Origin of the sequence: Frigoribacterium sp. CFBP9030, from assembly GCF_034045195.1 — a bacterium.
Classification (GTDB): Bacteria; Actinomycetota; Actinomycetes; order Actinomycetales; family Microbacteriaceae; genus Frigoribacterium.
In genome coordinates this window covers 377704-391765 of the sequence record NZ_JAXCWG010000001.1, presented here as the reverse complement: position 1 = coordinate 391765, position 14062 = coordinate 377704, and the positions used below count along the sequence as shown (strand labels likewise).

Annotated in this window: 18 protein-coding genes and 1 tRNA gene; 4 read left to right on the top strand and 15 right to left on the bottom strand. The window is 72.3% G+C overall.

Features of this window, described 5'->3' with window-relative positions:
• Positions 1-28: 28 nt before the first annotated feature.
• Positions 29-637 carry a MerR family transcriptional regulator gene (locus SOM13_RS01815; RefSeq protein ID WP_320477991.1) on the bottom strand — a complete coding sequence of 203 codons (609 nt, stop codon included), beginning with the start codon at positions 635-637 and terminating at the stop codon, positions 29-31.
• 71 nt (positions 638-708) lie between these two features.
• On the opposite strand from SOM13_RS01815, the gene SOM13_RS01810 reads away from it, so the two are divergent.
• A complete protein-coding gene (locus SOM13_RS01810; protein ID WP_320478736.1) occupies positions 709-1224 on the top strand; it encodes a DUF4188 domain-containing protein in 516 nt (171 codons plus the stop codon).
• A gap of 63 nt (positions 1225-1287) precedes the next feature.
• On the top strand, positions 1288-1761 hold the full coding sequence (locus tag SOM13_RS01805; protein WP_192060043.1) for a 2'-5' RNA ligase family protein: 474 nt from the start codon (positions 1288-1290) through the stop codon (positions 1759-1761).
• Positions 1762-1828: 67 nt separating this feature from the next.
• Here the strand turns inward: SOM13_RS01805 and SOM13_RS01800 are convergent, their stop codons facing one another.
• Positions 1829-2380 (bottom strand): gluconokinase, encoded by a 552-nt coding sequence (locus SOM13_RS01800; protein ID WP_192060041.1) that lies wholly within the window; start codon positions 2378-2380, stop codon positions 1829-1831.
• Between the two features lie 294 nt (positions 2381-2674).
• On the opposite strand from SOM13_RS01800, the gene SOM13_RS01795 reads away from it, so the two are divergent.
• Positions 2675-3409, top strand: a complete 735-nt coding sequence (locus tag SOM13_RS01795) for a FadR/GntR family transcriptional regulator (RefSeq protein ID WP_192060039.1) — start codon at positions 2675-2677, stop codon at positions 3407-3409.
• 18 nt (positions 3410-3427) lie between these two features.
• On the opposite strand, the gene SOM13_RS01790 is transcribed toward SOM13_RS01795, so the two are convergent.
• The gene (locus SOM13_RS01790) at positions 3428-4897 is read right to left on the bottom strand and encodes a fibronectin type III domain-containing protein (protein ID WP_320478735.1); all 1470 of its coding nucleotides are present in this window, start codon (positions 4895-4897) and stop codon (positions 3428-3430) included.
• A gap of 178 nt (positions 4898-5075) precedes the next feature.
• Here SOM13_RS01790 and SOM13_RS01785 point away from each other — a divergent pair, with 178 nt between their 5' ends.
• The gene (locus SOM13_RS01785; protein ID WP_192060035.1) at positions 5076-5387 is read left to right on the top strand and encodes a hypothetical protein; all 312 of its coding nucleotides are present in this window, start codon (positions 5076-5078) and stop codon (positions 5385-5387) included.
• A gap of 54 nt (positions 5388-5441) precedes the next feature.
• Here SOM13_RS01785 and SOM13_RS01780 read toward each other — a convergent pair whose 3' ends face one another.
• From SOM13_RS01780 to SOM13_RS01725, 12 genes are all read right to left on the bottom strand, one after another.
• Positions 5442-5903, bottom strand: a complete 462-nt coding sequence (locus tag SOM13_RS01780; protein ID WP_320478792.1) for a MarR family transcriptional regulator — start codon at positions 5901-5903, stop codon at positions 5442-5444.
• Between the two features lie 20 nt (positions 5904-5923).
• Positions 5924-6184, bottom strand: coding sequence for a hypothetical protein (locus SOM13_RS01775; RefSeq protein ID WP_192060033.1), 261 nt, complete (start codon positions 6182-6184; stop codon positions 5924-5926).
• 104 nt (positions 6185-6288) lie between these two features.
• On the bottom strand, positions 6289-7065 hold the full coding sequence (locus SOM13_RS01770; RefSeq protein WP_244636932.1) for a general stress protein: 777 nt from the start codon (positions 7063-7065) through the stop codon (positions 6289-6291).
• A 145-nt stretch (positions 7066-7210) separates the two neighbouring features.
• Positions 7211-7286: transfer RNA gene (locus tag SOM13_RS01765), tRNA-Ala, on the bottom strand.
• Between the two features lie 219 nt (positions 7287-7505).
• A complete protein-coding gene (gene rsfS, locus SOM13_RS01760) occupies positions 7506-7886 on the bottom strand; it encodes a ribosome silencing factor (RefSeq protein WP_192060030.1) in 381 nt (126 codons plus the stop codon).
• Between the two features lie 39 nt (positions 7887-7925).
• Positions 7926-9185 carry a hypothetical protein gene (locus tag SOM13_RS01755; protein WP_192060028.1) on the bottom strand — a complete coding sequence of 420 codons (1260 nt, stop codon included), beginning with the start codon at positions 9183-9185 and terminating at the stop codon, positions 7926-7928.
• Positions 9182-9832 carry a nicotinate-nucleotide adenylyltransferase gene (gene nadD / locus SOM13_RS01750; RefSeq protein ID WP_320478791.1) on the bottom strand — a complete coding sequence of 217 codons (651 nt, stop codon included), beginning with the start codon at positions 9830-9832 and terminating at the stop codon, positions 9182-9184. The genes SOM13_RS01755 and nadD overlap by 4 nt, the downstream gene beginning before the upstream one ends.
• A 38-nt stretch (positions 9833-9870) precedes the next feature.
• The gene (locus SOM13_RS01745) at positions 9871-10089 is read right to left on the bottom strand and encodes a hypothetical protein (RefSeq protein WP_192060026.1); all 219 of its coding nucleotides are present in this window, start codon (positions 10087-10089) and stop codon (positions 9871-9873) included.
• 35 nt (positions 10090-10124) lie between these two features.
• The gene (locus tag SOM13_RS01740; RefSeq protein WP_192060024.1) at positions 10125-11393 is read right to left on the bottom strand and encodes a glutamate-5-semialdehyde dehydrogenase; all 1269 of its coding nucleotides are present in this window, start codon (positions 11391-11393) and stop codon (positions 10125-10127) included.
• Between the two features lie 10 nt (positions 11394-11403).
• A complete protein-coding gene (gene proB / locus SOM13_RS01735) occupies positions 11404-12228 on the bottom strand; it encodes a glutamate 5-kinase (protein ID WP_192060021.1) in 825 nt (274 codons plus the stop codon).
• Positions 12225-13760: a GTPase ObgE gene (obgE, locus tag SOM13_RS01730; protein WP_192060019.1), complete on the bottom strand. Its 1536-nt coding sequence runs from the start codon at positions 13758-13760 to the stop codon at positions 12225-12227. Before obgE ends, proB begins: the two co-directional genes overlap by 4 nt.
• A 121-nt stretch (positions 13761-13881) precedes the next feature.
• Positions 13882-14062, bottom strand: a 181-nt coding sequence (locus SOM13_RS01725) for a 50S ribosomal protein L27 (RefSeq protein ID WP_320478734.1), incomplete at its 5' end; no start/stop codon positions are given.

The following is a 14062-nucleotide window of genomic DNA, read 5'->3' as shown; positions in this document are numbered from 1 at the left end:
CGCCCCACGCCCGGCAGGAGGCGCGGTGTCAGACCCCGAAGCGGCGCCAGGAGGCGTCCTGCTGGGCCAGGCGACGGAGCGCGAGCAGCAGCGGCTCGACGAGCACCGTGCCGAGCACGACGTACTGCACGGCGGCGTCGACCGAGTCGACCGGGATGCCGGCGATCTCGGCCTCGGCGACCGTCGCCATGGCCTCGGCGTAGCCGTCCAGCCGGCCGTCGGGCAGATCGAAGCCGGCCGCCTCCAGCCCGGAGATCGCGACCTCGAGGGCCGCGAGGACGTCGTGCGAGCCGGGGTCGATCGTCCACCCCCAGCCGTCGACGAGGGCACGGGCGCGACCGACGTCGAGCCCGTCGACGGCGGTCGGGGTCACCGCCCCCTGGGCGACTCCGAGCATCTCGGCGACCGAGTCGTGCTCGGCGTCGAGCTGCTCGAGCACGCTGCGCGCCGTCGCGACGCTGAGGCCGCCGACGCCCACGAGGGCCCGGACGAGCCGGATGCGGCGCACGTGGTCGTCGCCGTACTGCGCCTGGGTGGCGCTCGTGCGCTCGCCCTCGGGCAGCAGACCCTCGCGCAGGTAGTACTTGATCGTGGCGACCGGCACCCCGGTCGTCTCGGCCAGCTGGGAGATGCGCACGGTTCCCCTTGACATTGGATAGCGGGACTCTCCATTATTGGAGAGCCGCACTATCCATCTAAGGAGAGACCATGACGAGAGTCAAGCCCAAGCCGAGCCGCACGACGCACGAGCACGACGGCGAGCTCGTGGTGTTCCTGATCGGCATGACCGTCAACCGCTGGTGGCGACCCGACCGCTGGCTGCCCGTCTTCCGCGCCATGACGCCGATGCTCACGGAGCTCATGCGCGACCCCGACAGCGGCCTCGCCGGCTTCCGCGTCACGATCGGCCGCGGCGGTCCGGTGCTCGTCCAGTACTGGACGTCGCTCGAGAAGCTCTACGCCTACGCGAGCTCGCCCGATCAGGCGCACCGCCCGGCCTGGACGGCCTTCAACCGTCGCGCCCGCTCGGCCCCGGGCGCCGTCGGCATCTGGCACGAGACGTTCGTGGTCGACCGCGCCGAGAGCATGTACGTCGACAGCACCGTGTCGGGTCTCGCGCAGGCGACGCGTTCGGTCCCGGTCGGTCCGCGCAGCGACACGGCACGGGCCCGCGCGGCGAGCGGTCGTACGCCGGGGTCGACGGGCCCGGCCCGCGCCTCCTGACGTGTCCCCCGACGGGGCCGCCGTCGGCGATCCGCGCAGGGGCCCGCGCGTAGCGTGACGGACGTGCCGCACTACGCCATCATCGCCCCGATCGACGCCCTCGTCGTCGGAGACCGCCACACCGTCGGGCGCCTGCCGCTGCACGCCACCGTCGTGCCGCCGTTCACCGCCCTGTCGGGGCGCCACGCGGTCGAGGAGGCCGTCGCGGGCGTCGCCGCGGGCACCCAGCCCATCCCCACGGCGATCGGCGCCACGGCCCGGTTCGGGCGCGACAGCGACACGCCGGTCGCCCTGGTCGAGCCCGAGCTGCTGACCGCGCTGCACACCAGCCTGCTCGCCGCGCTCGAGTCGATCGGCTGGGCCGCGGACGACCCCGATCGGAACGGCGCGGGGTATCGACCGCACGTCACGGCGACCCGGCAGGCGGCGTTGTCGGTCGGCGCCGTGCTCATCCTCGATCACCTCGCGGTCATCGACCTCGACCGCGACCAGGCCACGGTCGTCTCGGTGGCGGCGCTGGCCGGCGCACCCGCCTGACCCCGAGGGGGCCGACGACCAGCCGGTCCCCCGCGCGGGCGGACGCCTCGGCCCCGCTCGGCCCCGCTCAGGCGCGCGTCAGACCCAGCAGCCGGATGACGTCGTCGACCTCTTCGGCGGGTGCGCGCCCCGCGTCGACGACCACGTGCCGCTCGTCGGCCTGCGGCGGCTCGAGCGTGGCGACCTGGGAGTCGAGCAGAGCGCTCGGCATGAAGTGCCCCTCGCGCGACGCCATGCGGTCGCCGAGCATCTCGCGGGTGCCCCGGAGGTAGACGAAGACGACGTTGTGCTCGCGCAGCACGTCGCGGTACTTGCGCTTCAGCGCCGAGCAGGTGATGACGCCCGGCACGCCCGCCATGGCGTGCTCGATGATCCACGACGACACCGTGTCGAGCCAGGGGGCCCGGTCGTCGTCGTCGAGGGGCGTGCCCGCGGCCATCTTGGCGACGTTCTCGTCGGGGTGCAGGTCGTCGCCCTCGTAGAAGTCCCAGCCGAGCTGCTCGGCGAGCATCGCGGCGAGCGTCGACTTGCCCGAGCCGGAGACGCCCATCACGACCAGCACGGGATCGGTGGCGTACGGCCCCGAGGAGGCGCGACCCGCGTTCTCGACGACGGCCATCAGACGACCCCGCCTGCCGACACGGGCGTCTCGCTGCTCGGAGTGGTGGGGGCGGCGGGTGCCGCAGCGCTGGGGGTCATGCTGTCGCGTCCTTTCGAGGACGCGTCGTCGCGACCTCGTCGTCAGGGGGATGGTGCGGGTTCGAACGGGCGGGGCCTCGCGCCGGCCACCCGTCGATCTGGCAGTCTTGAGGCGCGAGTCGATCTGATCGATGCTGATAAATCAGATTTATGGAGTCTGCCACAGGGCGACCCACCCGGCAAGGCGCCCTCGCCCCGATCCCAGGAGCTGACGATGACGCCCGGACTCCAGTCATCCCGTGAGCGCGGTCTGCACGCTCAGGTGGTCGACGTCCTCGGTCAGGAGATCGTCGACGGTCGACTCGGTCCGGGGTCCATCGTGAACCTCGACGAGCTCGCCGTCCGATTCTCGGTCTCCCGCTCGGTGCTGCGCGAGTCGCTCCGGGTGCTGCAGTCGCTCGGCATGGTCGAGCCGCGCCAGCGGGTCGGCACCCAGGTGCTCCCCCGCGCCTCGTGGGATCTGATGAGCCCGCAGATCATCGTGTGGCGCGGCCGCGGGCCCGAGTACCACACGCAGATGCGCGAGCTGCTCGAGCTGCGACTCGGCCTCGAACCGGTGGCCGCCCGCCTCAGCGCGGGGCGGCTCGACCCCCTGCAGGCGGCGCTCGTCCGCCAGGCGGCCAGCGCGATGGTCGAAGCCGGCGTCGAGGGCGACGGGCGGAAGTACCTCGAGGCCGACATCGCGTTCCATTCGGCGATCCTGCACGGCTCGGGCAACGCCGTCATCGGCCACTTCGCCACGACGGTCGAAGCGCTGCTGCGTACCCGCACCGAGGAGCGACGCTTCACCATCACCGAGTACACCCCCGCCAGCGCCGCCCGGCACCACGCCCTGGCGGACGCCCTCGCCGACGGCGACGCCGACGGGGCCTTCGCCGCCGCGCAGGCGCTGATCACGGCCACCGTGGCCGAGTTCGACGACGAGCGCGAAGCGGCCCCTGGCCTCTGAGACGACGCGCCGAAGGGGTCAGTCGATCACCTGCACGTCGGTGAAGGCGCCCTCCTCGACCAGCTGCGCCGCGCCTCCTGCGGGGGCGATGCTCCACAGCCCGGGGGTGGCACCGCTGGCGAGCCCGACGAAGAGGACCCCGTCGGCGTCGGCCGCGATGCTGCCGGGTCGCGTCTGGCTCTGCAGGGCGAGACCGGTGGCGGGCACCACCGTGCGGACGCCGCTCGGCGAGGTGACGGCGACGTCCTTCGTGGCGAGGTCGGCCGTGCACGGCGGGCGATTCGCGCCCTGCGGCAAGCAGAACGTCGTCGCCTGCAGCGAGTAGAACGAGCCGTTCAGACCGTAACCGCCCGCGGCGTAGATGGTGCGGTCGGTGAGCGACGGGCTGCCGCCCGAGGTGCCGGAGCCGTCGTCCGTCGACCAGAACTGGAGACCCACGGCGCCGCCGCTGTTGGCCTCGAAGTAGTTCGTGCGACCGGCGCCGGCGACGAGGTCGGCGAGACGGGTGGTGCCCTGCGAGAAGGTGCTCTCGACCGGGGCGCCGCCGCCGGCCGGGTAGGTGCGCAGCACGCTGGTGTACAGCACGACGACGTCGCCGTTCGCCCGCACGGTCAGCTGCAGGGGCGCCGAGGGGAACGACTCGGCGACCGTGCGGCGGGTGCCGTCGACGCCGAACTCGACGAGCGCGCCCGAGGCGGTGAGCAGGTACGCGACGCCCTTCGGCGACACATGCAGCTCGTCGGAACCCGCCAGCCCGGTGGCCAGGGTGACCGGGGCCGCCCGGGTGGAGGGGTACCGGACGAGAGTGCCGGCCGTCGAGTCGAGCACCGTGACGTCGCCGTTCGCGGCCACGTCGTAGCCGCCGGGTGCGGCCGGCGCCGCAGCGACGTCGAGGGGCGACGAGTCGACGGTCGGGAACACCACGATGCGTCCGTTCGTCACGGCGAAGACGGCGGTCCCCTCGTCCACGGGGGTGACGGGCGCGGTCGCGGGCGTGAACGACACCGCGGCGGCGACGCTCGAGACCGACGCGTTCCGCGCCCTGACCTCGAGACGCGCGCGGCTGCCGGGGGTCAGCCCGGTGATGCGAGCGGTCCGCACCGTCGGGCCGACTCGGATCGTCCGTCCGACGGCGTGCCCGCCGACCGAGACGAGGGTGACCGAGTAGCCCGCGAGGGCCGGCGAGCCGGACGACGCCGGGGCCTTCCAGCCCACGTCGACGGAGGTCGCCCCGACCGCGGTGGCCGTGACCGACCGCGGGGCGGAGGGGGCCCTGACGACGGCCTTCTTCTTCGGGCCGGTCGCGGTCTTCGGGCCGGTCGCGGTCTTCGCCGCGGTCGCGGTCTTCGGGCCGGTCGAACCCTTCGCGCTGCTGGTGCTGCTCGTGCTGCTGGTGCTGTTCGTGCCCGAGGGGGCTGCGACGGCCGGGGCCGCCACCCCCAGAGACAGGATCGCTGCCACGGCGACGATGCCGGTGAGTCGGTTCATGGGGGGTGTTCTCCTGACGGGTGGCGGGTTCGGGTTCCGCCAGAGGCGACGATATCGCCCGCGGAGCCGGTCCCCCAAGAAGGGGACCGGGTGACTCCCGCCCACCCGCGGATGACTCTCGGCCGGCCCGACACGTCCCGTTCACCCCGTGGACGCCTCGGCAGGGCAGCATGCCCGCATGATCGCGATGAGCGCCCGTGTGACGCCGACCACCGGCAGCGACTCCGTGCGCCTGCTCGAGCGCAGCCTCCGCAGCCACTACGAGAGCCTCCCGATCGCCGCGCACCAGTACCTCGTGCGCTTCTCGGACGGCCCCGTGCTCGTCACCGACGAGGTCGGCTCGCTGCGGCTCGACGTCGTCGTGGCCGACGAGCGATCGGCGCGTCACTTCGAGGACTCCCTCCGCTCCGAGCTCGCCATCCGCACGCTCGACGACTCGCTCGCCGTCAGCTGGTCCCGCGACGCGCACGCACCGCTCCCCCTCCGCTGAGCCCGTCGCGGCGTCGTCGCCCGGCGCGCCTTGACCCCGCCGAGGAGGCGCGGGTCAGCCCTCCGCCGCGGCGATCAGCTTCGACATGGTCCGGTGCAGCACCACCAGCTCGTCGCGCTCGACCCCGAGGCGCTCCATCATCCGCGCCGGGATCGACTCGGCCTCGGCCCGGAGGGCGGCACCGGCGGGGGTGAGTGCGATGGCGAGCGTGCGCTCGTCCGTCGACCCGCGCCTCCTCGTCACGAGCCCCTGCGCCTCGAGCCGCTTGACCAGCGGCGAGAGCGTGCCGGGGTCGAGACGCAGCGCCGTCGCCAGGTCTTTGAGGGCGAGCGCGGGGCCCTGCCAGAGGGCGAGCATCACGAGGTACTGGGGGTGCGTCAGCCCGAGCGGCTCGAGCACCGGGCGGTAGGCGGCGACGACGCTGCGGGACGCGACGGAGAGCGCGAAGCAGATCTGACTCTCGAGGGCGAGCGGGTCGACCTGCGGACGATCGGCCGCGGGCGGGCCGGTCGGCACCGCCTGAGCGATGGGCGTGGTCACCGCTCGGCCTGCGGTGCCGGGCAGTGCAGCATCGTCCGCACACCGGAGCGGTCGACGACGTGCTCGTCCATCGGGTGGCCGCAGAGCGGGCAGGCTCCCCCGTGGACGGGCGGCACGAGGGGCGCCTCGTTCTTGAGCCCGAGCTGCGCCCCGCCGATGTACGGACGCAGACGCCGGTTGAGCCCCTCGATCAGGTCGCCGAAGCGGCTGCCGTGCTCGTAGCTGCGGGGTTCGCGGTCATCTCGTCTCGGGCTCACGATCAGTTAGTGTACCAATGATTCGCACACCAAGCGATGTCCTGACGCACGAGCGGCCCGCCGCACGGATGCGACGGGCCGCCCTGTGGTGCAGCTGGGTCGGACTACGGCGTCATGCCCCGACCTTGAGACAGCAGCTGGTGCGCCTGCGTCGCGAGCTCGCCGCGCACGAGCACCTCGTAGCTGCCGGCCTCCATGGTCTTGGTCGACGCGAAGTCGCGACGTCCCCGCAGGGCGGCATGCCCGACGAAGCCCCAGAGGGCACCCCAGAGGGCGCCGCCGCCCACGGCGATCAGCAGGATGCCGATGAAGGCGACGTTCGTGGCGAACAGACCGAAGAGGAGACCGAGGAAGAGCCCGAACCAGGCACCTCCCCCGGCGCCGCGTGCAGCGGCCCCTCCCTTGGTGAGACGACCGGAGACGTTCTCGACGGTGCGGATGTCGTGACCCACGATGGAGACGCTCTCGACCGGGAACCCCTGATCCGAGAGCAGGTCGACCGCGGACTGCGCGTCTTCGTAGCGGGTGAACGTCGCGAGCGTCTGCGGGTGACCGGCGCCGGCGAACGCCCCGGTGCCGCGCGGACCGGGCGTGCCCTCGGTGGTCGTCGGACGCCCGGCGACGGGAGGGACGGCAGGGCCGGCGGGGGCGGATGAACCGGGCACCTGGGCCTGACCGGGCTGCGGCGTCGCCGGAGTCCGCCCGGGCTGCGGCTCGGAACCGGCCGCGGGCGTCGGCGCGTACTCACCGTAGGCCGGACGCGGACGAGTGTCGGGGGCGGGCGCGGTCACCTCGGGTCGCGCCTGGGGGTCCGGCTCGTGGGAGGCGGGGGTCGCGTTCGGTTCGGGTGTGCTGCCGGTGCCGGGCTGGTCGTTGCTCATGCATCAGTTCTACCGTCGCGCCCGGAGGCGTGGAGCGGATATGCAGAGCGCTCCCAGAAAGAGATCGGGGGCGATGCCGGCTGCGCAATGGTGACGCCGTGGTGAAACGACGAAAGGCACCCGCTGAGCGGATGCCTTTCGGTGTTGGTGGATCTGAGGGGACTCGAACCCCTGACCCCCTGCATGCCATGCAGGTGCGCTACCAGCTGCGCCACAGACCCATGTTCAGTTGTCTTGCTTGTCGTGCCCCTTGCGAAGCAACTCGTCAACCCTACTACAGAAATCGAGCGGTGCTGAACACGGCCCACTTTGACCACCGCCCGGCGCCTCCTCGGCCTGCTCCGCCCGTCGCGGATCCGGCCCGAGACATGCGAGAGGTGAACGACACGCCGCGATGCGGTGTCTCCTTCACCTCTCGGTGTTCGACGGGACGGGGCGCGTCACGCCTCGTTCTGAGCGGGCTCGGGCAACTCGATCGGAATCGTGGGGCAGTCGCTCCACAGACGCTCGAGCGAGTAGTACTGACGGTCTTCGTCGTGGAACACGTGCGCGACGATGTCGCCGAAGTCGAGGAGGATCCACCGGCCCTCGGCGCGACCCTCGCGACGGAGCGTCTTGACGCCGGCCTCGAGCATCTTGTCTTCGATCTCGCCGGCGATCGCGACGACGTTGCGCTCGCTTCGACCGGAGGCCAGCAGGAAGATGTCGGTCAGAGGCAGCGGCTCGGAGACGTCGAGCGCGACGAGGTCGTCGGCCTGCTTGTCGTCGGCGGCGCGGGCCGCGATCTGCAGGAGCTCGATGGCGCGAGGAGTGGCTGTCACGGATGCCTTACGTGTCGGTGGTGCGGAGGATGACGAGGGTCACTGACCCAGGATGCCCGTCGCGAAACCCGCGACGACCACACCGATGATACCTGCTCCGATGATGCCCCCGCCGATGCCGAGGAACAACGGCAGTCGACTCGACTTCGGCTGCGACGCCGCGAGCACGACGGCCCGGGTCGAGGTGTGGGTGCTGATGGCCCGACTGGCCCGCACGGGCACGGCGTCGGTCTCGGCGTTCTCGGCGTCGCCCTGCTCGAGGAGGCGGTCGATGTCGGCGTTGTCGACACGGGCCTGCGACCCCGTCGCGCCGAGGCTCCGCGGCAGGTCGATCGACCCGGTGATGATGATCTCGCCGGTCGCGTTGAGCGCCCCGGTGACGTCGGCGATCTGCTGATCGGTGAGGATCAGCGCGTTCGTCTGCCCGGTGTGCGTGCCGAGCGCGCGACCGGGAGCCGTCTCGTCGTCGGGCGCCGCGCTCTGACTCGTCCAGTGGCCGACGGGCGGCACGAGGCCGTTCGACTCGGGCGCCGACGCGGGGACGGTCGGGACGATCGGGCGCACAGCGGCGGGAGCCGCCGGCGCGGAGTCGTCGCGGCGTTCGAACGACGCGGGCCGCAGCGCGGGGGTCTGCCCCGAGGAGGCGCGGGTCGAGTCGTCGGCATCGCCGTCGGTCGCCCCGTCGACGGGCCCCGACGGGTTCTGACCGGCGGGCGTGGGGAGCGGGGACGAGTCGGCGACGGAGGAGTCGTGGTCGCCACCGACACCCGATGCGCCACCCGGCGCGATGAACTCGTCGACGGTGCTGAGCGCCTCGGAGAGGGGTCGGCGCGGCTCGGGCCCGGGAGCCTGGAGCGGCACGGGCTCGGCGGGCCGGCCCGACTGCGACTCGCGGAGCGCCCGCAGCTCGCGGCGTGTGAGTCCACGCTCGGGCGACGAGACGGAGCCGGGGGCCGGGACGGAGGCCGGTGCCTGGTCGGCTGACGACACGGGGTCGGGGGCCGACGCCGGCGCGACTGCGGGCTCGGGAGCCGAGTCCGGGCTGGCCGGGCTGGGAGCCGACGCGGGCTCAGGAGCCGATGCGGGCTCAGGAGCCGATGCGGGCGCCGCCGGACTCGGAGCCGACGAGGGCTCGGGAGCCGAGGCGGGCGTCGGCATCGACGCCGGAGCGGCGGTCTGAGACGACGACGGGGCGCCGACGGGGACGGCGCCGGTGATCGCCTGGCCCGCCTCGCGCGCACGCTCGAGGTCTCGAACCTGCCGTCGGGTGAGAGGCGGCTGGCCGTCGGACGAACTCATGCAACGCTCCGATACAGGTGGTGCTTGGAGATGTACTGGACGACCCCGTCGGGGACCAGGTACCAGACCGGGGAGTCTCGGGCGACCCGAGCGCGGCAGTCGGTCGACGAGATGGCCAGCGCGGGGACTTCGAGCAAGCTTACGTCGCTCTCGGGCAATCCGGAAACGGTGAGGTCGTGACCCGGCCGGGAGACCGCGACGAAGTGCGCGAGGTCCCAGAGCTCCTGGACGTCCTTCCAGTCGAGGATCTGCGCCACGGCGTCGGCGCCTGTGATGAAGAAGAGCTGCGCGTCGGGTCGCTGGGCCCGGACGTCGCGCAGGGTGTCGATCGTGTAAGTGGGCCCGTGCCGGTCGATGTCGAGCCGGCTGACGGTGAACATCGGGTTCGACGCGGTCGCGATCACCGTCATGAGGTACCGGTGCTCGCCGTCGGTGACACCCGTCTTCATGTAGGGCTGACCCGTGGGGACGAACAGCACCTCGTCGAGGTCGAACGACGACGCCACCTCGCTGGCGGCGACGAGGTGGCCGTGGTGGATGGGGTCGAACGTGCCGCCCATGATGCCGACGCGGGGTCGACGGACCGACTCGGTCGCGCCTCCATCCGACGACTCGTCACCGGTCGACGTCGCGCCCGACGACGACATCGGGCTGTCCGCCGCGACCATGGTGTCCGTCTCTCGCGTCAGTGCGATTCGGGGTGGCCGTATTCGTCGATGGGCCCGGCCTTGTGCTCCTGCGTCTTCGCCTTGCGGGGGCTTCGGTTCGCGACGTCGCGGTAGCTCCACACGACGTAGCCGAGGAACAGGAAGAAGACGCCGAACACCAGCGAGATCACGACCGGGGGCGCCAGCAGGGGCGCGAGTTCTTCGTGGGCCGCGGCGAGCAGTGTGACGTCGAGCATGGGTACTCCGTTTCGAGAGGACGATCCGGGACAGTCTAGCCGCGCACCTGGCCGCTGCCGCGCACGATCCATTTGGTGCTCGTCAGCTCGCCGAGTCCCATCGGCCCTCGGGCGTGCAGCTTCTGGGTCGAGATGCCCACCTCGGCGCCGAAGCCGAACTCGCCGCCGTCGGTGAACCGCGTCGAGGCGTTGACCATCACCACCGCGCTGTCGACCTCGGCCAGGAACCTCTCGGCGTTGGCGTGGTCGTTGGTGACGATGCTCTCGGTGTGACGCGTCGACCAGCGGTCGATGTGCGCCATGGCCGCGTCGAGGTCCGCGACGACGGCGACGGCGAGGTCGAGGCTCATGTACTCGGCCGCCCAGTCGTCGTCCGTCGCGGGCACGACGCCCGCGACGAGCCCCTGGGTCCGCTCGTCGCCGTGCACGGTGACGCCGGCCTCGTGCAGGGCGGCGACGATCGACGGCAGCAGCCGTTCGGCGGCGGACTCGTGCACGAGCAGGGTCTCGAGGGCGTTGCAGACGCTCGGCCGGCTCGTCTTGGCGTCGAGCACGATGTCGATGCTCATGGCGGCGTCGGCCGTCTCGTCGAGGAACACGTGCACCACACCGGCCCCGGTCTCGATGACGGGCACCGTCGAGCGTTCGACCACCGTGCTGATCAGCTGCGCGCTCCCCCGCGGGACGAGCACGTCGACCAGGCCGCGCGCCGTCATCAGCCAGCCGGCGCCGTCGCGTCCGAACTCGTCGACGGTGACGACCGAGTCGGCGGGGAGTCCCGACCCGACCAGCGCCTCCTGCACGATCTCGACGAGGGCCGCGTTCGTGTGCAGCGCCGCACTGCCGCCCCGGAGGACCGCCGCGTTGCCGCTCTTCAGCGCGAGGGCGGCGATGTCGACGGTGACGTTCGGCCGGGCCTCGTAGATGGCGCCGACGACCCCGAACGGGACGCGGACCTGATCGAGGCGGAGGCCGTTCGGCAGCACGCGCCCGCGCACGGTCTCGCCGATCGGGTCGACGAGGGTCGCGACGAGCTCGGTGGCCGCGGCGAGTGCCGCCAGCCGGTCGCCGTCGAGGCGGAGACGATCACGCAGCGACTCCGACAGACCGGCCTCGGCGGCCGCCTCGAGGTCGAGGGCGTTCGCGGCGACGATGCGAGGCTCGGCGGTCACGAGTGCACGGGCGATGGCCCGGAGGGCCGCGTTCTTCGCGTCGGCCGTCGCCGTGGCCAGCACGCCGGACGCGGACCGGGCCGCGGTCAGCTTGTCGACGAACGCGGGGGCGACGACTTCGGAGGGCGACATGCCCCTGATCTTACGGTTTCGCGGCCTCGAAGAACGTGCCGACGTCGTCGCCCGACAGCGCCCGCGAGACGTTCGCCGTCGAGGTCACGAGCACCGGGGTGCCCGCCTCGGCGGCGTAGCGCGCGGCGGCCACCTTGGTGCCCGCCCCGCCCGTGCCGACGCCCGCGGCGCCGACGTCTCCGAAGGTCACGCCGGTCAGCTGATCACCGAAGGGCACGTCGGTGATCTTCACCGCTCCGGGCTCGTGCGGCGGTCGGGTGTAGAGGGCGTCGACGTCGCTCAGCAGCACGAGGGCGTCGGCGGCGATCAGCTTCGAGACGAGGGCCGCGAGGCGGTCGTTGTCGCCGAAGCGGATCTCCTGGGTGGCGACGGTGTCGTTCTCGTTGACGATCGGCAGGATGCGAAGGTCGAGCAGGCGCGACATCGCCCTCTGGGCGTTGCTCCGGTGGGTCGGGTTCTGGATGTCGCCGGCCGTCAGCAGCACCTGTCCGGCGACGATCGAGTACCGCCGGAGGCTCTGCTGGTAGCGGTAGATCAAGACGTTCTGCCCGACGGCGGCCGCGGCCTGCTGGGTCGCGAGATCGGTCGGTCGCGAGTCGAGCCGCAGATGCGGCATGCCCGTGGCGATCGCCCCCGACGAGACGAGCACGATCTCCGCGCCCCGCCCGTAGGCGGCCGCGAGGGCGTCGACGAGCGGCTCGATCTGACCGGCGTTGTCGCCGCTGATCGACGACGAGCCGACCTTGACGACGATGCGCCGAGCCGACGCGATGCCGGCCCGGTCGGTCACCCGGGGGCCCTCACGGCGGTCCGCCGACGACGCCGTGTCGCTCATGCCTTGTCGTCGCCCTCTTTCACGAGGAAGCCCTCGTCGTCCGTCCAGATGCCCGACGCGCGCTCGCGCTGCAGCTCGGCGCGGGCCTCGGCCTTGGCGTCCATCCGCTCGAAGTACTCCTCGCGGCGCTGGTTGCGCGTCGGGCGGTCGTTCTTGATCAGACGCGGGTCGGTGCCGCGCGCGCTGGTCATCAGCTCGGCGGTCGACGTGAGGGTCGGCTCCCAGTCGAAGACGATGCCGCCCTCGGGCCCGATGACGACCGTCGAACCGGCCTGAGCGCCGGCCTTGAACAGGGCGTCCTCGACGCCGATCGTGTTGAGCCGGTCGGCCAGGTAGCCGACGGCCTCCTCGTTGTTGAAGTCGGTCTGCACCACCCAGCGCTGCGGCTTCTCGCCCAGGATGCGGTAGACGTTGCCGTACGTGCCGCCCTCGACCCGGATGACGAACGGCTTCTCGTTGACGGCGCGCGGTCGCATGACGAGCCGAGGAGGCGCGGGTCGGGCGGCGATCTCGGCCCGGCTGGTCTCGACCACCTCGGCCAGCGCGAACGAGAGGTTGCGGAGACCCTCGTGGCTCACCGCCGAGATCTCGAAGACCTTGTAGCCGCGCGCCTCGAGCTCGGGCGTGACGAAGTCGGCGAGCTCGCGGCCGTCGGGGACGTCGACCTTGTTCAGTGCGATCAGCTGCGGGCGCTCGAGCAGGGGCAGCTGCCCCTCGGGCACCGGGTACGCCTCGAGCTCACCGAGGATGATCTCGAGGTCGGTCAGCGGGTCGCGGCCGGGGTCGAGGGTCGCGCAGTCGAGCACGTGCAGCAGGGCCGAGCAGCGCTCGACGTGACGGAGGAACTCGAGACCGAGCCCCTTGCCCTCGCTCGCGCCCTCGATGAGACCGGGGACGTCGGCGACGGTGTAGCGCGTCTCGCCCGACTCGACCACGCCGAGGTTCGGGTGCAGCGTCGTGAACGGGTAGTCGGCGATCTTGGGCTTCGCCGCCGAGAGCGCGGCCACGAGGCTCGACTTGCCGGCCGACGGGTAGCCCACCAGCGCGATGTCGGCCACGACCTTGAGCTCGAGCAGCACGTCGCCCTGCCAGCCGGGCGTGCCGAGCAGCGCGAAGCCGGGGGCCTTGCGCTTGGTCGACGACAGCGCCGCGTTGCCGAGGCCACCGATGCCGCCCTGCGCGGCGACGAAGCGCATGCCGGGCTCGACCATGTCGATCAGCTCGGTGCCGTCTTCGGACTTGACCACCGTTCCGACCGGCACGGTCAGCTCGAGCAGCTCGCCGTTCGTGCCGCTTCGGTGGTCGCCCATGCCGAAGCCGCCGTTCTCGCTCGAACGGTGCGGCGCGCGGTGGAAGCCGAGCAGCGTCGTGACGCCGGTGTCGCTGACCAGCACGATGTCGCCGCCGTGCCCGCCGTTGCCGCCGTCGGGGCCGGCGAGGGGTTTGAACTTCTCGCGCTTGACGGAGACGCAGCCGTTGCCGCCGTTGCCGGCGCGGAGGTGCAGGGTGACGTGGTCGACGAATGTGGCCATGGGTGTGCAGTCATTTCGGTTCTCGGGGGCCGGGGATGGACTCCCGGGTCGAACACGTATGGGCGAGCAACGCTCGCCCATACGGTGTGTCGCAGCTGGTGCCGCGCCTCGCGGAGGAGGCTCAGGCGCCGGCGACGATGTTGACGACCTTGCGGCCGCCCTTGTTGCCGAACTCGACGGAGCCGGGTGCGAGGGCGAAGAGGGTGTCGTCGCCGCCGCGGCCGACGTTGGCGCCGGGGTGGAAGTGGGTGCCGCGCTGGCGGACGATGATCTCGCCGGCGAGGACGACCTGGCCGCCGAAG

Bases quoted from the DNA above. Each gene is read 5' to 3' on its own strand.
- SOM13_RS01800 (WP_192060041.1), bottom strand. From the start codon at position 2,380: ATGGCCGTCGTCGAGAACGCGGGTCGCGCCTCCTCGGGGCCGTACGCC.
- SOM13_RS01770 (WP_244636932.1), bottom strand. From the start codon at position 7,065: ATGAGCAACGACCAGCCCGGCACCGGCAGCACACCCGAACCGAACGCG.
- SOM13_RS01810 (WP_320478736.1), top strand. From the start codon at position 709: ATGACGAGAGTCAAGCCCAAGCCGAGCCGCACGACGCACGAGCACGAC.
- SOM13_RS01785 (WP_192060035.1), top strand. From the start codon at position 5,076: ATGATCGCGATGAGCGCCCGTGTGACGCCGACCACCGGCAGCGACTCC.
- SOM13_RS01745 (WP_192060026.1), bottom strand. From the start codon at position 10,089: ATGCTCGACGTCACACTGCTCGCCGCGGCCCACGAAGAACTCGCGCCC.
- SOM13_RS01740 (WP_192060024.1), bottom strand. From the start codon at position 11,393: ATGTCGCCCTCCGAAGTCGTCGCCCCCGCGTTCGTCGACAAGCTGACC.
- proB (WP_192060021.1), bottom strand. From the start codon at position 12,228: ATGAGCGACACGGCGTCGTCGGCGGACCGCCGTGAGGGCCCCCGGGTG.
- SOM13_RS01795 (WP_192060039.1), top strand. From the start codon at position 2,675: ATGACGCCCGGACTCCAGTCATCCCGTGAGCGCGGTCTGCACGCTCAG.
- obgE (WP_192060019.1), bottom strand. From the start codon at position 13,760: ATGGCCACATTCGTCGACCACGTCACCCTGCACCTCCGCGCCGGCAAC.
- SOM13_RS01790 (WP_320478735.1), bottom strand. From the start codon at position 4,897: ATGAACCGACTCACCGGCATCGTCGCCGTGGCAGCGATCCTGTCTCTG.
- nadD (WP_320478791.1), bottom strand. From the start codon at position 9,832: ATGTCGTCGTCGGGCGCGACGTCGACCGGTGACGAGTCGTCGGATGGA.
- SOM13_RS01755 (WP_192060028.1), bottom strand. From the start codon at position 9,185: ATGAGTTCGTCCGACGGCCAGCCGCCTCTCACCCGACGGCAGGTTCGA.